This is a genomic window from Saccharothrix sp. NBAS 001, assembly GCF_056640475.1.
This window is the reverse complement of the sequence record NZ_CM153251.1, coordinates 7,357,787-7,375,639: the sequence shown is the minus strand read 5'-3', so window position 1 is coordinate 7,375,639 and position 17,853 is coordinate 7,357,787. Positions and strand designations below refer to the sequence as shown.

General features: G+C 70.3%; 21 protein-coding genes and 3 tRNA genes. 18 read left to right on the top strand and 6 right to left on the bottom strand.

The window, feature by feature from the left end; all coding sequences use genetic code 11:
- Positions 1-89: 89 nt before the first annotated feature.
- Entirely contained in the window at positions 90-332 is a 243-nt protein-coding gene (locus AC0HI0_RS31940) for a hypothetical protein (protein WP_480927191.1), read from the bottom strand.
- Between the two features lie 271 nt (positions 333-603).
- Between AC0HI0_RS31940 and AC0HI0_RS31935 the strand changes: the two genes are divergently transcribed.
- Positions 604-1,140, top strand: a complete 537-nt coding sequence (locus tag AC0HI0_RS31935; RefSeq protein WP_480927190.1) for a hypothetical protein — start codon at positions 604-606, stop codon at positions 1,138-1,140.
- On the opposite strand, the gene AC0HI0_RS31930 is transcribed toward AC0HI0_RS31935, so the two are convergent.
- Positions 1,126-1,932: a GNAT family N-acetyltransferase gene (locus AC0HI0_RS31930; RefSeq protein ID WP_480927189.1), complete on the bottom strand. Its 807-nt coding sequence runs from the start codon at positions 1,930-1,932 to the stop codon at positions 1,126-1,128. The genes AC0HI0_RS31935 and AC0HI0_RS31930 overlap by 15 nt on opposite strands.
- A 22-nt stretch (positions 1,933-1,954) precedes the next feature.
- On the opposite strand from AC0HI0_RS31930, the gene AC0HI0_RS31925 reads away from it, so the two are divergent.
- The 7 genes from AC0HI0_RS31925 (at position 1,955) to AC0HI0_RS31895 (ending at position 6,953) form a co-directional block, all read left to right on the top strand.
- The gene (locus tag AC0HI0_RS31925) at positions 1,955-2,722 is read left to right on the top strand and encodes a PhzF family phenazine biosynthesis protein (protein WP_480927188.1); all 768 of its coding nucleotides are present in this window, start codon (positions 1,955-1,957) and stop codon (positions 2,720-2,722) included.
- A 175-nt stretch (positions 2,723-2,897) separates the two neighbouring features.
- Positions 2,898-5,501 (top strand): putative bifunctional diguanylate cyclase/phosphodiesterase, encoded by a 2,604-nt coding sequence (locus AC0HI0_RS31920; protein ID WP_480927187.1) that lies wholly within the window; start codon positions 2,898-2,900, stop codon positions 5,499-5,501.
- Positions 5,502-5,575: 74 nt separating this feature from the next.
- Positions 5,576-5,651: transfer RNA gene (locus tag AC0HI0_RS31915), tRNA-Thr, on the top strand.
- A 46-nt stretch (positions 5,652-5,697) separates the two neighbouring features.
- A tRNA-Met gene (locus AC0HI0_RS31910) sits at positions 5,698-5,770 on the top strand.
- Positions 5,771-5,849: 79 nt separating this feature from the next.
- Positions 5,850-6,014, top strand: a complete 165-nt coding sequence (gene rpmG / locus AC0HI0_RS31905; protein WP_015105301.1) for a 50S ribosomal protein L33 — start codon at positions 5,850-5,852, stop codon at positions 6,012-6,014.
- 73 nt (positions 6,015-6,087) lie between these two features.
- A complete protein-coding gene (locus AC0HI0_RS31900) occupies positions 6,088-6,537 on the top strand; it encodes an FAS1-like dehydratase domain-containing protein (protein ID WP_480927186.1) in 450 nt (149 codons plus the stop codon).
- Complete coding sequence (locus tag AC0HI0_RS31895) at positions 6,534-6,953, top strand: MaoC/PaaZ C-terminal domain-containing protein (RefSeq protein ID WP_480927185.1); 420 nt, start codon at positions 6,534-6,536, stop codon at positions 6,951-6,953. Before AC0HI0_RS31900 ends, AC0HI0_RS31895 begins: the two co-directional genes overlap by 4 nt.
- Positions 6,954-7,056: 103 nt before the next feature.
- On the opposite strand, the gene AC0HI0_RS31890 is transcribed toward AC0HI0_RS31895, so the two are convergent.
- The 3 genes from AC0HI0_RS31890 to AC0HI0_RS31880 form a co-directional block, all read right to left on the bottom strand.
- Positions 7,057-7,467, bottom strand: coding sequence for an MmpS family transport accessory protein (locus AC0HI0_RS31890; protein WP_480927184.1), 411 nt, complete (start codon positions 7,465-7,467; stop codon positions 7,057-7,059).
- Between the two features lie 163 nt (positions 7,468-7,630).
- A complete protein-coding gene (locus AC0HI0_RS31885; RefSeq protein WP_480927183.1) occupies positions 7,631-8,257 on the bottom strand; it encodes an MmpS family transport accessory protein in 627 nt (208 codons plus the stop codon).
- Positions 8,258-8,408: 151 nt separating this feature from the next.
- A complete protein-coding gene (locus tag AC0HI0_RS31880; protein WP_480927182.1) occupies positions 8,409-9,653 on the bottom strand; it encodes a pyridoxal phosphate-dependent aminotransferase in 1,245 nt (414 codons plus the stop codon).
- 184 nt (positions 9,654-9,837) lie between these two features.
- Between AC0HI0_RS31880 and AC0HI0_RS31875 the strand changes: the two genes are divergently transcribed.
- The 5 genes from AC0HI0_RS31875 (at position 9,838) to rplA (ending at position 12,615) form a co-directional block, all read left to right on the top strand.
- Positions 9,838-9,910: transfer RNA gene (locus AC0HI0_RS31875), tRNA-Trp, on the top strand.
- Between the two features lie 44 nt (positions 9,911-9,954).
- Entirely contained in the window at positions 9,955-10,368 is a 414-nt protein-coding gene (secE, locus tag AC0HI0_RS31870; protein WP_480927181.1) for a preprotein translocase subunit SecE, read from the top strand.
- 75 nt (positions 10,369-10,443) lie between these two features.
- Complete coding sequence (nusG, locus tag AC0HI0_RS31865; protein ID WP_480927180.1) at positions 10,444-11,313, top strand: transcription termination/antitermination protein NusG; 870 nt, start codon at positions 10,444-10,446, stop codon at positions 11,311-11,313.
- A gap of 78 nt (positions 11,314-11,391) precedes the next feature.
- Positions 11,392-11,826 (top strand): 50S ribosomal protein L11, encoded by a 435-nt coding sequence (gene rplK / locus AC0HI0_RS31860; RefSeq protein ID WP_184689328.1) that lies wholly within the window; start codon positions 11,392-11,394, stop codon positions 11,824-11,826.
- Between the two features lie 72 nt (positions 11,827-11,898).
- The gene (gene rplA / locus AC0HI0_RS31855; RefSeq protein ID WP_480927179.1) at positions 11,899-12,615 is read left to right on the top strand and encodes a 50S ribosomal protein L1; all 717 of its coding nucleotides are present in this window, start codon (positions 11,899-11,901) and stop codon (positions 12,613-12,615) included.
- A gap of 79 nt (positions 12,616-12,694) precedes the next feature.
- Here rplA and AC0HI0_RS31850 read toward each other — a convergent pair whose 3' ends face one another.
- Positions 12,695-13,459 carry a hypothetical protein gene (locus AC0HI0_RS31850; protein ID WP_480927178.1) on the bottom strand — a complete coding sequence of 255 codons (765 nt, stop codon included), beginning with the start codon at positions 13,457-13,459 and terminating at the stop codon, positions 12,695-12,697.
- A gap of 260 nt (positions 13,460-13,719) precedes the next feature.
- On the opposite strand from AC0HI0_RS31850, the gene rplJ reads away from it, so the two are divergent.
- The 5 genes from rplJ (at position 13,720) to AC0HI0_RS31825 (ending at position 17,821) form a co-directional block, all read left to right on the top strand.
- A complete protein-coding gene (gene rplJ, locus AC0HI0_RS31845) occupies positions 13,720-14,274 on the top strand; it encodes a 50S ribosomal protein L10 (protein WP_480927177.1) in 555 nt (184 codons plus the stop codon).
- Positions 14,275-14,334: 60 nt separating this feature from the next.
- Complete coding sequence (rplL, locus tag AC0HI0_RS31840) at positions 14,335-14,721, top strand: 50S ribosomal protein L7/L12 (protein WP_480927176.1); 387 nt, start codon at positions 14,335-14,337, stop codon at positions 14,719-14,721.
- Between the two features lie 400 nt (positions 14,722-15,121).
- Positions 15,122-16,198 (top strand): ABC transporter ATP-binding protein, encoded by a 1,077-nt coding sequence (locus AC0HI0_RS31835; RefSeq protein ID WP_480927175.1) that lies wholly within the window; start codon positions 15,122-15,124, stop codon positions 16,196-16,198.
- Between the two features lie 50 nt (positions 16,199-16,248).
- Complete coding sequence (locus AC0HI0_RS31830; protein ID WP_480934437.1) at positions 16,249-16,980, top strand: MlaE family ABC transporter permease; 732 nt, start codon at positions 16,249-16,251, stop codon at positions 16,978-16,980.
- A 1-nt stretch (position 16,981) separates the two neighbouring features.
- Positions 16,982-17,821, top strand: coding sequence for an MlaE family ABC transporter permease (locus AC0HI0_RS31825; RefSeq protein ID WP_480927174.1), 840 nt, complete (start codon positions 16,982-16,984; stop codon positions 17,819-17,821).
- Positions 17,822-17,853: the final 32 nt, after the last annotated feature.

The window sequence follows — 17,853 nt, the reverse complement described above, 5'->3', positions numbered from 1 at the left end:
AGATGGGGCCGACGCGCAAGCGCTTCCTCTCGCTTGCGTGCCGGCCCCACGTCCACAGCATAACGCATCTCGAACGTGTGTTCGAGGGGTTACGCGATAGCGGCTCGTCCCGCTTCGGTCAGTTCCGCGTCCGACCGCTCGTCCAAACCCACCGCGCGTATGGCGCGCAGCAGCCCGGCGTGCACCAGGTCGTGGGTCACCATCTGGTCGCAGCACGGCAGGCCGTCGACGTAGAGGTCCGGTTCCCTCCCACCGGACAGCTCGCCCCTGCCCGCGGCCACGGCCCGCAACATCGCTTTGGCCCTGCCGGAGAGTTCCTTCGCAATGGTCATGGCGACCCCCTCGCCGTCCTTCCGTAACCCCTCGTTCTTGTAGGAGGCCCTGACCCGGCAGCTGAGTACCCCCCGAACGGGTGGTCCGCCGCGGCCGGGGCGGGGTCGACGTGATCCACCTTCCCCCGCGCGGCCGTTCGGATCACGCCGCCACGCCGACCGGTTGGGCTGTTCAGTCCAACCGAACTCGCCCCGACCTCTCGGCGCTGGGATCCGGCCGGCCGCCGTCGACCGGGCGCCGCGCCGCCCGACGGCGTCGAGACTCGAACCCATGAGCGACATCTGGACCGTCCTGCCCGCCCTCGCCGTCGGCGTCGTCCTCGGCGCGTTCGCCCGCAGCGCGTTCGTCCGGGGCGCGGTCGCCGGACGTGCGTCGAGGGCGCACCGGGAGGGCTCGGCGCCCGAGGACCGCACCCGCCTGCGCGAGCTGCTGCACGCCGCCGACGACCTGGAGTACGGCCTCAACACCGTGCTCGACTTCGGCCCGCTGTCGGCCGCCGAACTCGGCTCGGTGGACCTGCCCGCCAAGCTCGCCCGGATCGTCGCCACCCAGGCCGTGGACCGCGACGTCCTGCACGACCTGCGCACGCACACGGAGCGCGTCGCCCTGCACCCCTACCCGGAGCAGCGTGAACTGCTCACCGCCGTCCGCGAGGACGACGCCGCGGTGTGGCTGGTGCTCCGCGAGGCCGTGGGCAGCGGCGCGGCCCAGCACCAGGCGGCGACGAAGGCGCGCGAGGTGCTCGACGTCATCCGCGCCGACCTCCGCGGCGAACTGGACGCCCAGTACGAACTAGTGGCCGCCTAGCGCGGGCCTGCGCTGCCAAGTGGTCCACAACGGCCGATAGCCGTGCGAGTACCAGAAGGGCGTCGAGCGCGGGTTGGGCAACGAGTGGTGCAGCAGCGTCAGCTCCACGCCTGCGTCGTCCAGCTCTTGGTGCGCACGGGCGGCGAGCGCGCTGCCCACCCCCGTGCTCCGCGCGGCTTCCGAAACACCCAACAGCGACAGGTACGCCACGGGCGACACACACGTGAGGGGCACCATCCAGTCCGAGTGCGGCGGCACGTCGTAGTGCAGAACGCCGAGCGGTTCGCCATCACGTTCGGCCACCCACGCGCCGGGGTCGTCCCGCCCCATCCGGGCCTCGACCTCCTCGCGCAGCCGGTCACCGGTCGACGGCCGCACGGTCACCATCCCGAACCTGCCGTCGTACCGGGCCGTCTCCAGGCTGGTCGCGGCCATGAAGTCGACGTCCGCGGCACCCGCCCGGCGGACCACCACGTCGGGCGACGGCCGCCCGCCGGGACGCCCGGCCCGTCGGGCGGCGGTCACCATCAGCGGCGCGAAGCCGTGCCGGGCCAGGGCGGTCGCTGCCGCGACGGCCCGGCTGGGCACGGACACCACCGCCGCCGTCTCCCGGTCGCCCGCGCCGGTCAGCTCCCAGTTCCGCAGCTGTTCGTCGAGGTCGGCGTCGGGGTGCCACTTCAGAGAGTGCGTCCGCAGCGCGCCCCAGGTCGCGGTCAGCTCGTCGGCCGACTGCTCCCGCAACGAGTACGGGCTGTCATCCATCCGGGGGAACGCGGGCAGCAACGAGTCCATACCCGAACGTAACGTCTGCCCGGTGCGAATCCACGTGGTCGACGCATTCACGGACCGGGCGTTCGCGGGCAACCCCGCAGGCGTCGTACTGCTCGAAGAACCAGCCGAGGACGCTTGGATGCAGTCCGTCGCCGCGGAGATGAAGCACGCGGAGACGGCGTTCGTGCGCCTGGTCGACGACGGCCCGCTGCCGCTGCGCTGGTTCACGCCCCTCAAAGAGGTGGACCTGTGCGGCCACGCCACCCTCGCCACCGCGCACGTCCTCGGCGGCGACCGCCGGTTCGACACCCGCAGCGGCGTCCTCACGTGCACCGCCCGCGACGGCTGGGTGGAGATGGACTTCCCGGCCGATCCCGCCCAGCCAATTGAGATCACACCACCGCTGCGCGCGGGCCTGCCGGGCGTGACGATCACCGCCGTCGCGCGGGCCGTGTCCGACGTCCTGGTGCAGGCGGCCTCCGCCGCGCAGGTCCGCGCGCTGACCCCGGACCTCGCCGCGCTGGCCGAGGTGCCCGGCCGCGGCGTGATCGTCACCGCGCCCGGCGACCGACCCGGGCTCGACGTCGTGAGCCGCTGTTTCTACCCGTCCTACGGGGTTCCGGAGGATCCGGTGACCGGTTCCGCGCACTGCACCCTGGCCTCCTGGTGGGCGCCGAGGCTGGGCCGCGCGGAGCTGCTGGCCGAGCAGGCGTCACCCCGCGGCGGGCAGGTCCGGGCGATCTTGACCGGTGATCGGGTGCGGCTCGCCGGCCAGGCGGTGACGGTGCTGGCAGGAGAGCTGATCGTGTGAGCCGTTCTGTTACTTCTCGTGGTAATCGGCTCATCGACCTGCCATTTCGTCGCCCAACCGGGGTACATTGGCACCCCTGGAGGGGTCTCGGTCGGTGTTCGGGACCCCTCAGTCACGCCAGGAGTTCGTAGGCCGTCACCCGGCCTTCCGCGACGCAGGCCGACGAGGAGGCTGGATGTCCGACCACGCGTCGGCCACGGCGTCGAGCACGCCGACCCGGTCCACGAACCGCGCGTTCAGCGTGTTCGCGGTCCTGCTCCTCGCGGCGGGCGCGCTGTCCGCGTTCGTCGTCGGGTCGTGGCTGCCGAAGGACGACGACCGGTTCGACCTGTTGTGGGCCGGACCGCTGCTCGTGGTCGGGTTCCTGCTCGCCGAGCAGCTCGCCATCAACGTCGACGTCCGCAGCGGGGTGGCCTGGACGATCTCGTTCACCGAGATCCCGCTCGTGCTCGGCCTGCTCGTCGCGCCGTTCGAGGTGGTGCTCGCCGCGCACGTGGTCGCGGGCGTCGGCACCCTGCTCGGCAGGCGCGTGCTCGACCGCGCCGTCTACAACGCGGGCCTGATGTTCATGGAGATATCGGTGGCCTTCGCGGTCGCCCACTCCGTGAAGGAGTTCGTCGGCGACGGCGGACCGCTCTGGGCGGGCGCGTTCCTCGGCACCATCGCCGTGCCGCTGCTGGCCAGCGTGCTCGGCCTGACCGCGCTGCGGCTGATGGGCAAGGGCATGCGGGTCGGCCCGAGCCTGCGCCTGGTGCTCCAGACGCTGGTCGTGGCGCTGCTCAACACCTCCGCCGGCCTCGCCGGCTACGAGATCGCCACCAAGGCGCCGTGGGGCGGCCTGCTGATCGCCCTGGTGTTCGCCGGGATCATCGCCATCTACCTGGCCTACTCCGGTCTGCTGCGCGAGCAGCGCGACCTGGAGGCGCTCAGCGAGGTCTCGCTGCGGGTGGCCCGCTCCGGCCGGCACGCCACCGGCCCGCGCGGCGCGTCCGCCGAGGACGGCGACGGCCAGGCCGAGGACGACGAGTGGCAGCTGATCGCCGAGCGGATCCGCGAGCAGCTCAACGCCAACCGCGTGGTGCTGCGGCTGCGCACCGACCCGCAGTCCCCGATGCGGATGCTCGTCGCGGGCGAGCCGCTGCCGCACGGGATGCGCCGCGACGACCCGCGCCAGCTGCGCGAGGACGCCATGCTGCAACTGCCCGGCTCGCAGGTGCGGTACTTCCGCATCGTCGACGCCGGCGAGGACGTGTCCGAGGCCCTGGCCCGCCGCGACGCGCAGGAAGCGCTGGTGGTGCCGCTGCGCGGCGCGACCCAGCTGCTCGGCGCGGTCGAGGTGCACGACCGGCTCAGCCGGTGGCGCGGCTTCGGCAAGGCCGACCTCCAACTGCTGCGCACCCTGGCCAGCCACCTGTCGACCGCCGTGGACAACCGGCGGCTGCTCGCCCGGCTGCGCCACGACGCCTACCACGACCCGCTGACCGGCCTGCTCAACCGGCCGGGCTTCCGGGAGGCCGCGAACGAGCCGATGCGGCAGGCCGGCACGTCGGTCGTCGTGCGGATCGACCTCGACGTGCTGTCCACCGTGTCCGACGCGCTCGGCCAGGCGTGGGGCAACCGGATGGTGGTCGCCGCCGGCCGCAGGCTGCGCGACGAACTCGGCCCCGAGGTGCCGCTGGCCCGGCTGGAGGGCGGCGCGTTCGCCGCGCTGCTGCTGGACCGGCAGGCCGAGCGGATCCAGGAGATCGCCGAGCGGCTGCGCACCGCGCTGTCCGTGCCGTACCCGGTGGACCGGCTCACGGTCGAGGCGGGCGCGGTGGTCGGTTGGGCGTCGACGGCGAACTGCGAGATCGAGGACCCGGACCCGGACGCGTTGCTCCAGCGCGCGGACGTGGCGGTCCGGGCGACCAGCGAGGCCGAGCCGCTGCGGGCGTACGCGCCGTCGATGGGCCAGATCTTCCTGCGCCGCTTCCAGTTGGTGACCCAGTTCCGGTCGGCGCTGGAGAACGGCCAGGTGTCGGTGCACTACCAGCCGAAGGTCGCGCTGCCGAGCCGGCAGGTGGTCGGCGCGGAGGCGCTGGTGCGCTGGAAGCACCCGGAGTTCGGCCGCGTCGACCCGGACGAGTTCGTGCCCGCCGTCGAGGCCACCGGCCTGGTCGACGTGCTGACCGACTTCGTGATGGACAAGGCCCTCGAACGGGTCCGCCGGTGGATCGACCGCGGACTGCGGATGTCCATCGCGGTCAACCTGTCCGTGCGGACGTTGGCCGACGAGGAGTTCCCGGACCGGGTGGCCGCCGCGCTGGTCAAGCACGAGGTCCCGCCGGAGCTGCTCACCTTCGAGCTGACCGAGTCCGGCGTGATGGCCGACCCGGAGCGGGCACTGCCGGTGCTGCGGCGGCTGCACACCATGGGCGTCGTGCTGGCCGTGGACGACTTCGGCACCGGCTACTCGTCGTTGGCCTACCTGCGGCAGCTCCCGGTGGACGAGGTCAAGATCGACAAGTCGTTCGTGCTCGGCATGGGCACCGACCTCGGCGACATGGCCGTCGTGCGGTCCATCGTCGAGCTGGGCCACTCGCTGAGCCTGACCGTCGTGGCCGAGGGCGTCGAGGACGACGCCGCCCGCGACCAACTGGTGTCCATGGGCTGTGACGTCGCACAGGGCTACCTGATCTCCCGCCCGCTGTCCGAGGAGCGCTTCGAGGCGTGGCTGCGCGCGCGAACGGTGCAGGTCAGGGGAGCGCGGGATGAGACGGTGCTCACCCTGGTGCACTGATCCACCCCCCGGATTTCACTCTCGCGGGGAGGTTGTGTAGAGTTCTACTCGCTCCGCAAGGAACGAAAGAGCAAGCCCCTTTAGCTCAGTCGGCAGAGCGTCTCCATGGTAAGGAGAAGGTCTACGGTTCGATTCCGTAAAGGGGCTCCACGACTTGGCCGCGGTGCACAAGCATCTGCGGCCGGTTGTCGTGTACAGCGGTGTAGCTCAGTTGGTAGAGCAAGCGGCTCATAATCGCTGTGTCGCCGGTTCAAGTCCGGCCACCGCTACTCGACAGTTCGATCCCCGCCAGGCGGTAAGCCCGCACTGGACGCTCCGGGGCACGTGCGCTCTAGAAAGGCAAGGACCGTGGCTGCAACCGACGTACGCCCGAAGATCACCCTCGCGTGCGAGGAGTGCAAGCACCGGAACTACATCACCAGGAAGAACCGGCGCAACGACCCGGACCGCCTGGAGATCAAGAAGTTCTGCCCGAACTGCAAGACCCACCGGGCGCACAAGGAAACCCGCTGAGGGTTCCGCACAGCCGTTCCGCCGAGGCCCGTCCCTGATCAAGGGGGCGGGCCTCGTCGCGTAACCTGCTCCGGTGCCACTCGACCAGTCGTTCATCGGACGCGTGTACCCTCCCTCACCCCCTTACGAAGTCGGCCGCGAGAAGATCCGCGAGTTCGCGGACGCCGTCGGTGAGACCAGCCCGGTGCACCGCGACCCGGAGGCCGCCCGCGCGGCCGGGTACCGGGACGTCATCGCGCCCCCCACGTTCGCCATCATCGTGTCGCTGAAGGCCAACGACGTCCTGGTCGAGGACCCCGAGCTGGGCCTGGACTACACCCGCGTGGTGCACGGCGACCAGACCTTCAGCCACGTCCGCCCGATCACCGCCGGCGACCGGCTGGTGGCCGAGCTGCACGTGGACGGCATCACCTCGCGGATGGGCAACGACATGCTCGCCATCCGCGCCGAGATCAGCACCGACGAGGGCGAACCGGTGTGCACCGGCCGCTGCACCCTCGTGGTCCGCGGGGAGGACGCGTGATCCGCGCCGAAGACGTGTCCGTGGGCGACGAGCTGCCGCCGCTGTCGCTCCGGATCACCCGGGCCGACCTGGTCCGCTACGCCGGCGCGTCCGGCGACTTCAACCCGATCCACTGGAGCCAGCGGTTCGCCACCGGGGTGGGGCTGCCGGGCGTGATCGCGCACGGGATGCTCACCATGGGCCTGGCCGGCCGGATCGTCACCGAGTGGACCGGCGACCCCGGCGCGGTCGTCGAGTACGGCGTCCGCTTCGGCCGCCCGGTCCCGGTGCCCGACGACGACGAGGGCGCCCTCGTGGAGGTCACCGGCAAGGTGACCAAGGTCCTGGAGGACGGGACGTTCAAGGTCAACGTGACGGCCTCGTTCGAGGGCAAGTCCGTCCTCGGCGGGGCCTCCGCCCGCGTCCGCCTGCCCTAGCCGGTCCTGCTCGACGTGCCCGGTCGGTGGGCCCTTGAGCCCCCGACCGGGCGAGTTCGGCGTGCGCCCCGGAAGTCCGCCCGCCGGGGAATCGCGCGCGGGGTCAGAAGCCGCCGCACAGGGCGCTGGTGAGCGGGCCGGTGGCGGTCGCGGAGCGGCGCTCGACGCCGTCCACGCCGACCTTGCAGCCCACCGAGCCGCCGTCCGGGCCGATGGTCACGGTCAGCACGCCGTCCTTCACGTCGTCGCCGCGCACCCGCAGCTCGTGGTACCAGGGGAACGACGTCAGCTCGACCTCGCGGGTCGCGCTGCCGTCGCGGTCGAACGTGGAGTACGTGACGGTGGCGCTCGTCGCCTCGCCGAAGACCTCGTAGACCACGACGGCGGGCTCGTCCGGTCTGGCGACCCACAGGGCGAGCACCAGCGCGCCCAGCACCAGCACCGCCGATCCGGCGATCACCGGCCACTTGCGGGCCGGGCGTCCAGGGGGCTCGGGTAGGGCGGACTCCGTCATGCGCTGCTCTCCTCGGGCGAAGATCCGTTGATCTGAATAGACCATCGGTGTGGTTCTACCGACGGTTACAGGATTCACCCGTACGAATTACGCTGAGTGTGCGGCAAAGGCCACCCCGGCGGGTGCGGAGGGATCGCCGGAGTGGCCTTCCACGCGGAGCGGGTCAGAAGTTGCAGGTCGCCACGGCGGACGCGCCGGTCGCGGTCACCGACTTCTTCTCCACGCCGTCCACGCTGATCTTGCAGGTCACCGAGCCGCCCTCGGGGCCGGTCATCGCGGAGAGACCGGCGCCGCTGAGCAGGCCCGTCACGGTCACCTCCTTGGTCCAGGGGAGCTTGGTGATCTCTTCCTTGTTCGACGCGCTGTCGCCGCCGCTGTACGTGGTGTACGTCGCCGACGCCTTGGCCGCGCTGCCGGTGATCTCGTAGCGGACCTTGGACTCCTTGCCGGCCTGGCCCTTGAGGTCGTTCAGCGGCGGGGTCGCGTCGCTCAGCGCCTGGCTGAACACCGCCACCCAGAGCACGCAGACGACCAGGCCCGCCGCGGACAGCGCGACGCCGGTCACCGCGAGCGCCTTGCCGCCGGACCGGCGCGACCGGGCGATGCCCACGCCACCGAGCACCAGGCCGAGCAGCACCAGGGGCCAGGCGACCACGCCGATCAGCGGGATGAAGCTCGTGACCAGGCCGAGCAGGCCGAGCGCGAAGCCCGCGACGCCGAACCCGTTGCGCGGAGTGCCGGGTGCGGCGTGCTGGTGGTGTTGTGTTGTCGGCGGTTGGGGTAAGGCCATGTGGGCTCCTCGGGGGAAGGCGGCTCGGCGAGCCGGCTGGTCGGACTGTCGGACGGGTGCACGACGCGGGGGCCGCCGATTGCCCGTACGGGTCCGAACACGACGAAAGGCACCCCCAGGTGGAGGTGCCTTTCGAGGGGGTTGTGAATGTTTACAACTTGATCTCGCCGAGCAGATCCGCCATTCGGGTGATGCCCGTCTTCAGGTCGTCGTCACCGAGGGCGTAGGAGAGCCGCAGGTAACCGGGGGTGCCGAAAGCCTCGCCGGGCACCACGGCCACCTCGGCGTGCTCCAGGATCAGCGCCGCCAGCTGCACCGTGTCGGTGATCTCGACGCCGCGCAGCGTCTTGCCGATCAGCTCCTTGACCGACGGGTACACGTAGAACGCGCCCTTCGGCGACGGGCAGTGCACGCCGGGGATCGCGTTGAGCAGGTCCACGATCGTCCGCCGCCGGCGGTCGAACGCCTCGCGCATCTCGTGCGCGGCGTCCAGCGGGCCGGACACGGCCTCCAGCGCGGCGCGCTGCGCGACGTTGGAGACGTTCGAGGTGAGGTGGGACTGGAGGTTCGCGGCGGCCTTGACCACGTCGGCCGGGCCGATCAGCCAGCCCACCCGCCAGCCGGTCATCGCGTAGGTCTTCGCCACGCCGTTGAGCACGATCGTGCGGTCGGCCATCGCGGGCACGGCCACCGGCAGGGACACCGACTCGGCGCCGTCGTACACCAGGTGCTCGTAGATCTCGTCGGTGATCACCCACAGGCCGTTCGCCAGCGCCCACTCGCCGATGGCGGTGATCTGCTCGCGGGAGTACACCGAGCCGGTCGGGTTGGACGGCGAGCACAGCAGCAGGACCTTGGTCTTCGGGGTCCGCGCGGCTTCGAGCTGGTCCACGGTCACCAGGTAGTCGGTCGCCTCGTCCGCCGTCACCTGCACCGGCACGCCGCCCGCGAGGGTGATCGCCTCGGGGTAGGTGGTCCAGTACGGCGCGGGCAGCAGCACCTCGTCGCCCGGGTCCAGGACCGTGGCGAACGCCTGGTAGACGGCCTGCTTGCCGCCGTTGGTGATCAGCACCTGCGAGGCGGGCACGACGTACCCGGAGTCCCGCTCGGTCTTCCTGGCTACGGCCTCCCGAAGCTCGGGCAGGCCCGCGGCGGGCGTGTAGCGGTGGTTGCGCGGGTCGGTGCACGCGGCCTGAGCAGCGGCGACGATGGCGTCCGGGGTCGGGAAGTCGGGTTCGCCCGCACCGAAGCCGATCACCGGTCGCCCGGCCGCCTTGAGCGCCTTCGCCTTCGCGTCGACCGCCAGGGTGGCGGACTCGGCGATGCCGGAGATCCGCTTGGAGATCCGGGGGAAGTCGGAGGTGCCGGGGGCGGAGGTCGTCTCAGGTGAGGCCATGCCCCAATCGTGGCAGACGGCACAACGGCGCGAGCCGCCGGCACCCCCTCTGACCGGGCCAGTTGGAAGGAGGGGCACCCGGTGCCGTATGCTTCGAGTCCGGAACGTCCAGCCGCTGCCTCACGAGCCACGTGAGGAGAGTGGAAGACGTCCTCAGCCAGGGGTTCCCCACCGGGGATCCCAAAGGGGTGTAGCTCAACTGGCAGAGCAGCGGTCTCCAAAACCGCAGGTTGCAGGTTCAAGTCCTGTCGCCCCTGCGTCGAAGCGCGACGTGCGATCGCGATGGTGAGCGGAGGACGGCATGAGCGAGGGCCGCGAGCAGGATCAGCCGGACGAGCGCGAGAGCGCGTCCCGGCCGGTCACCGCCGCAGCGCGTCGTGAGCGTCGGGGCTCCGCGCGCCCGGCGGGCCGCAAGGACTCCGCCGCGCGTCCCGACGCGAAGAAGTCGGCCGAGGTCGACTCCGACGCCGCGGAGGACAAGAAGGGCCGTCCCACGCGCGCCAGGGGCGACCAGGAGAAGCGGGTCGGGTTCTTCGCGAAGATCGTCCGCTACGCCCGCGAGGTGGTCAGCGAGCTGCGGAAGGTCATCTGGCCGACCCGCAAGCAGATGATCACCTACACCTCGGTCGTGTTGGTCTTCGTGGCCTTCATGGTGGCGTTGGTGTTCGGCCTGGATTCGGCCTTCGCCTGGGGCGTGTTCAAGGTGTTCGCCTAGAGTCGCGAACACCCCGACCGCCGCCCGCGGGCGGCGGCGGGAGCACGTGATGCATGAAAGGAAGCGAGACCCACAGTGACCTCCGAGAACGGCGTTGACGCCCAGGAGCTGACCGACCTGACCGACGAGCGGGACCTCGACGGTGGCGTCGAGGACGTCGAGCAGGACGAGGCGGCGGAGGACACCGGGGAAGCCACCGCTTCCGACGCTGCCGTCGACTCCGACGACGACTCCGGTTCGGCCGACTCCGGCTCCGCCGACGAGACCGACCCGGCGGACGCCTCGGACACCGAGGTGGACGTGGTCGCGCTCGACACGACGCCGATCGACGAAGAGCCCGCCGACCCGGCCGCCGAGATGCGCGAAGCCCTCAAGTACGCGCCCGGCGACTGGTACGTCGTGCACTCCTACGCGGGCTACGAGAACAAGGTCAAGACCAACCTCGAAACGCGCATCCAGACCCTCGACATGGAGGACTTCATCTTCCAGGTCGAGGTGCCGACCGAGGAAGTCACCGAGATCAAGAACGGCCAGCGCAAGCAGGTGCAGCGCAAGGTGCTGCCCGGCTACATCCTGGTCCGGATGGAACTCAACGACGCCTCGTGGAGCGCGGTGCGCAACACGCCCGGCGTGACCGGGTTCGTCGGCGCGACCTCCAAGCCGTCCCCGCTGACCCTCGACGAGGTGCTCAAGTTCCTGCTCCCGCAGGTCGAGCGGGAGAAGCCGGCCGCGGGCAAGAAGGCCTCCTCCGCGCCCGCGAAGACGACCGTCGAGGTCGACTTCGAGGTCGGCGAGTCGGTCACCGTCATGGACGGCCCGTTCGCCACGCTGCCCGCGACGATCAGCGAGGTCAACGCGGACGGCCAGAAGCTGAAGGTCCTGGTGTCGATCTTCGGCCGCGAGACTCCGGTCGAGCTGTCGTTCAGCCAGGTCTCCAAGATCTGATCGGTCCCCACGCGGGATCGGCAGCCACGCTGCGGCTGGCAGGGCCGCGCGCGGACACCGCAATAAAGGAAGCTAGAGATGCCACCCAAGAAGAAGAAGCTCGCAGCGGTCATCAAGCTGCAGATCAAGGCCGGGGCCGCTAACCCCGCGCCGCCCGTCGGTCCCGCGCTGGGTCAGCACGGCGTCAACATCATGGAGTTCTGCAAGGCGTACAACGCCGCGACCGAGTCGCAGCGCGGCACCGTGGTGCCCGTCGAGATCTCCGTGTACGAAGACCGCTCGTTCGACTTCAAGCTCAAGACCCCGCCGGCCGCGAAGCTGATCCTCAAGGCCGCCGGTGTCGAGAAGGGCAGCGGCGAGCCGCACCGCGTCAAGGTCGCCAAGGTGACCATGGACCAGGTGCGCGAGATCGCGCAGACCAAGATGGTCGACCTGAACGCGAACGACGTCGACCAGGCCGCGAAGATCATCGCGGGCACCGCCCGTTCCATGGGCATCACGGTCGAAGGCTGATAGTTCACCGATCTACGTGGGAGAGCCGTCGCTTCGGCTCGTCACCACAACTGTTGGTTAAAGGACAGAGGAATGAAGCGCAGCAAGGCGTACAACAACGCGGCTGAGCTGGTTGACCGGGAGCGGCTGTACTCGCCGCTGGAGGCCGCCAAGCTCGCCAAGGAGACGTCCAAGGTCAAGCTGGACGCGACCGTCGAGGTCGCCATCCGGCTCGGCGTCGACCCCCGCAAGGCCGACCAGATGGTCCGCGGCACCGTGAACCTGCCGCACGGTACGGGCAAGACCGCCCGCGTGATCGTCTTCGCGACCGGCGACAAGGCCGCCGAGGCCGAGGCCGCCGGTGCGGACGCGGTCGGCTCGGAGGACTTGATCGAGCGCATCCAGGGTGGCTGGCTCGACTTCGACGCCGCCATCGCCACGCCGGACCAGATGGCGAAGGTCGGCCGCATCGCCCGCATCCTCGGCCCGCGCGGCCTGATGCCGAACCCGAAGACCGGCACCGTGACGCCCGACGTCACCAAGGCCGTGACGGAGATCAAGGGCGGCAAGATCAACTTCCGCGTCGACAAGCAGGCCAACCTGCACGTCGTCATCGGCAAGGTGTCGTTCGACTCGGAGAAGCTGGTCGAGAACTACGCTGCCGCGCTGGACGAGATCCTGCGCGCGAAGCCGTCCGCCGCGAAGGGCCGGTATCTGAAGAAGATCACCGTCTCGACGACGATGGGCCCGGGCATCCCGGTCGACCCGAACCGCACCCGCAACCTGCTGACCGACGAAGCCACCGTCTGATCCGGCTTCCACGCAGCTGAAAAGCCCCTCGGCCTCCCGCCGAGGGGCTTTTCCCTTGCCGCTCCGACCGCGCTCGTGGTCAGCCGGTGGGGCAGTTCAGCTTCTCGAACTTGGTGATCACCCAGTTCCCGTTGCCGAGCCTGGTGAGCGTGAACACCCCGAGGCGAGGCCCGCCGTTCACCGTGAGCTTGCAGGAGTCGACCACCACGGAGCCCGATGCCGGCAGGTTCTCGCGCATGTCGGCCGGGAACCCGATCATCGGGTACGCCGCCACATCGGTGACCTGCTTGGTCAGCTTGTGGAAAGCCGCCGCGCAGTCCTGCTCACCGAAGGTCTGGGCGAACGCGTTCCGCGTCGCGCCGTCCATGAACAGTTGGCACCCCTGCCCGGGGTTGTCGATGGCGATCTGCTTGTGGAGCAGCCCGATCGTGCCCTGTCGGCCGTAAGGCGTCACCGGGGCGATCGGGTTGCCCTCCACGCCGCCGCTGTCCTTCGCCACCGACCCGGTGTCCTGGCCGCCGAAGTAGTGGTTGTAGGCGAGCGAGAGGATGAGCAGCACGACCAGGACGTAGATCAACCGTCGGAACAGCTTGCTGCCCAACAGGATCCGCCACAGCGGCTTGCCCCTGGGCCGTGCCGGCTCGATCGGCGGCGGCGCGGTCGGCGGGGGGCCTGGTGGCAGGGCCGGGACGCCCGCGGCCGGGGTGCCCGGTGGGAGGGCTTGCGGGCCCTGGGCCTGCTGGAAGCGCTGGAACTCCTGGAACCGCTGGAACTCCTGGAACTGCCTGAGCTGTTCCGGGTCGATGTCCGGGGGTGGCGGGTTCCTCGGGGGCTCGTCGGTCACAGGTCACATCATGCCGATTTGGAGCGCGCGGGACACATCCCGTACTGTCTGTGGTGGTTCCACCGAAGACCGCTGGTCTCCTCGTGCTCTCGGGTGCGGGGACGAAGGGTTCGCATGGCGAACGGCCCGCGCAGGAGGACGAGGTTTCCAGGACGTTCCACGTCCCGACCGCCCCGTGCTGCTGTGCGCCGGGGCGTTTTTCATGCCCTCCCTTCGGTATGGCCGGTGGTCACCCCCCATAGCCCAGAGAGGAGGCGATCATGGCGAAGCCCAGCAAGGTTTCGGCCGTCGCCGAGCTGTCGGACAAGTTCCGCGGTAGCTCGGCCGCCGTCGTCACCGAGTACCGCGGCCTCTCCATGGCGCAGCTCACCACGCTGCGTCGCGCTCTCGGCGCGGGCACCACGTACACCGTCGCGAAGAACACGCTGGTCAAGCGTGCCGCTCAGGACGCCGGCGTCGAAGGTCTCGAAGACCTGCTGATCGGCCCGACCGCCATCGCCTTTGTCGAAGGCGAGCCGGTCGACGCGGCCAAGGCGCTGCGTGACTTCGCGAAGGACAACAAGGCCCTGGTCATCAAGGGCGGCTACATGGACGGCCGCCCGCTCTCGGTCGACGAGGTCAGCCGCATCGCGGACCTCGACAGCCGTGAGGTGCTGCTCGCGAAGATCGCGGGCGCGATGAAGGGCAACCTGTCCAAGGCGGCGGCGCTGTTCAACGCCCCGGCTTCGCAGGTCGCCCGTCTGGCCGCTGCCCTGGTGGAGAAGAGGACGGCGGAGGAAGCCCCCGCCGCCGCCGACGCTCCCGCCGAAAGCTGATCCACCCGACAAACTCCGCGCCCCGGCAGTTGTCGGGCGTTGAACGAAAGGACGCCGATCATGGCGAAGCTCAGCACCGACGACCTGCTTGAGGCGTTCGCGGACCTGACCCTGCTGGAGCTCTCCGACTTCCTGAAGAAGTTCGAGGAGAAGTTCGAGGTCACCGCCGCCGCTCCGGTCGCGATCGCCGCTGCCGGCCCGGCCGCCGCCGCTGCCCCCGCCGAGGAGGAGAAGGACGAGTTCACCGTCGTCCTCGAAGGCGCCGGCGACAAGAAGATCCAGGTCATCAAGGTCGTCCGCGAGGTCGTCTCGGGCCTGGGCCTGAAGGAGGCCAAGGAGCTGGTCGAGTCCGCTCCGAAGCCGCTGCTGGAGAACGTGGCGAAGGACGTCGCCGACGCCGCCAAGGAGAAGCTGGAAGCGGCCGGCGCCAAGATCTCGCTCAAGTGATCTGAGCGCCTTCGGGCGCTTCGCGCTGAACGTCCGAGAGGGCGGGTACCCACCACGGGTGCCCGCCCTTTCCGCGTGTCCGGACCGGCTACCGGCCCGCGATCTTTCAGGAAGGCGGCCTGAAAGTTCGCTGCGAATCGACCCGCCGGCCCGGCCGGCGAGAGGTCCCCGAAGCGACCCGCGGACGTGGGATGCGCTGGAACTACGACGTTTCCGCTGCTCGGAGCACGTGTGGCCGACCGGTGGACGCGGGGAGTGGCGTACGTCGCACAGTTATCGTTCCGTGACCGGTGCTAACCCAACTGGGGAGTAACCACGACGCTACGGGCTCGTTGCAGGTGTATGGCGTCCCGCTGCGCGGGGCCCGCCCTGGCGTTGTGGCCGGTGACCTGGAGGTGCGATGGGCGTCGAGGTGGTCGTCGAGGGCCTGACGAAGTCCTTCGGCAAGCAGACCATCTGGCAGGACGTCACGCTCACCCTGCCGCCGGGCGAGGTCAGCGTGATGCTCGGTCCTTCCGGAACCGGCAAGTCGGTGTTCCTCAAATCGCTGGTCGGTCTGCTGAAACCCGAACGCGGCAAGATCCTGATCAACGGCACGGACCTGGTCCGCTGCTCGGAGCACAAGCTCTACGAGATCCGGAAGCTGTTCGGCGTCCTGTTCCAGGACGGCGCGCTGTTCGGCTCGATGAACCTGTTCGACAACGTCGCCTTCCCGCTGCGCGAGCACACCCGCAAGACCGAGGCCGAGGTCCGGCGGATCGTGCTGGAGAAGATGGAGATGGTCGGCCTCGTCGGCGCGGAGAAGAAGCTCCCCGGCGAGATCTCCGGCGGGATGCGCAAGCGGGCGGGGCTGGCCCGCGCGCTGGTGCTCGACCCGGAGATCATCCTGTGCGACGAGCCGGACTCGGGCCTCGACCCGGTCCGCACCGCGTACCTGAGCCAACTGCTGATCGACCTCAACTCGCAGATCGACGCGACGATCCTGATCGTCACCCACAACATCACCGTGGCCCGGACCGTCCCGGACAACCTGGGCATGCTGTTCCGCCGCGAACTGGTCATGTTCGGCCCCCGCGAGGTGCTGCTGACCAGTGACGAACCGGTGGTCGAGCAGTTCCTCAACGGCCGCCGCATCGGCCCGATCGGCATGTCCGAGGAGAAGGACCAGGCCACCATGGCCGCCGAACTCGCGCACCGCGACGCCGGCCACTCCGACGGCTCGCCGGACGAGGACGTCCGGGGCGTGATCCCGCAGCTCGAACCCACGCCGGGCCTGCCGCCGCGCGGCGCGGTCCGCCGCCGCAAGGACCGGGTCATGAGCATCATCCACACGCTCGCCCCGGAGGCCAGGCAGGGCATCATCGCCAGCCTCACCCCCGAGGAGCAGCGGCACTACCGGGTGCTCTCCGGCCTGGACCCGGACGCCGCCGCCCGCACCGCGCCCAGCCCGTGGCCGAGGCAGGGGGGTGTGCTGTGAGCGCATCCGCGACGTTCCCCGGCGCGGGCGCGCTGCGGGAGACGGGCCGGATGTTCGCGCTCGGCATCGACGTGGTCCGCAGCGCGTTCCGCCGGCCGTTCCAGGTCCGCGAGTTCGTCCAGCAGTGCTGGTTCGTGGTCAGCGTGACGGTCCTGCCGACGGCGCTGGTGTCGATCCCGTTCGGCGCGGTGATCGCGCTCCAGATCGGGTCGCTGACCCGCCAGATCGGCGCGCAGTCGTTCACCGGCGCGGCCAGCGTGCTGGCGATCATCCAGCAGGCCAGCCCGATCGTGACGGCGCTGCTGATCGCGGGCGCGGGCGGCTCGGCGATCTGCGCGGACCTCGGCTCGCGCAAGATCCGCGAGGAGATCGACGCCATGGAGGTGCTCGGCGTCTCGCCGATCCAGCGCCTGGTGGTGCCCCGGGTGCTCGCCGCGATGCTGGTCTCCGTGCTGCTCAACGGAATGGTGAGCGTCGTCGGCGTGATGGGCGGCTACTTCTTCAACGTGATCCTCCAGGACGGCACGCCCGGCGCGTACCTGGCCAGCTTCGCCGCCCTGGCCCAGCTCCCGGACCTGTGGATCTCCGAGATCAAGGCGCTGATCTTCGGGTTCATCGCGGGCATCGTCGCGGCCTACCGGGGGCTGAACCCGGCGGGTGGCCCGAAGGGCGTCGGCGACGCGGTGAACCAGGCCGTGGTCATCACGTTCCTGCTGCTGTTCTTCGTGAACTTCGTGCTCACCACGATCTACCTCCAGGTCGTCCCGGCGAAGGGGAGCTGAGATGGCCACGATCAACAACAGGCTGCGCAAGGCGGCCAACGCGCCGCTGTCCGTGCTGGACACCCTCGGCGACCAGCTCTGGTTCTACCTGCGCGCGCTCGCCTGGACACCCCGCACGCTGACCCGCTACCTGCGGGAAACGTTGCGGCTGCTGGCGGAAGTCAGCTTCGGCTCGGGCGCGCTGGCGGTCATCGGCGGCACGATCGGCGTGATGGTGGGCCTGTCGCTGGCCACCGGCACGGTCGTCGGCCTCCAGGGTTTCGCGGCGCTGAACCAGATCGGCACGTCGGCGTTCGCGGGTTTCGTGTCGGCCTACTTCAACACCCGCGAGATCGCGCCGCTGGTGGCCGGTCTCGCGCTGAGCGCCACGGTCGGCTCCGGCTTCACCGCGCAGCTCGGCGCGATGCGGATCTCCGAGGAGATCGACGCGCTGGAGGTCATGGGCATCCCGAGCCTGCCGTTCCTGGTCACCACGCGGATCATCGCGGGTTTCGTCGCGATCATCCCGCTGTACGTGATCGGCCTGCTCACGTCCTACCTGGCCGCCCGGATCATCACCGTCGAGTTCTACGGCCAGTCGGCGGGGACCTACGACCACTACTTCAACCTGTTCCTACCGCCGATAGACGTGCTCTGGTCGTTCGGCAAGGTCCTGGTCTTCTCCGTGGTGATCATCCTGACCCACTGCTACTACGGCTACCGGGCCGGCGGTGGCCCGGCGGGCGTGGGCGTCGCGGTCGGCCGCGCGGTGCGCACCGCGATCGTCACCACCAGCCTGCTCGACTTCTTCCTGAGCATGGCGATCTGGGGCACCACCACGACGGTGAGGATCGCCGGATGACCCGCCCTCGGCCGACCCCCACCCCCCGGGCG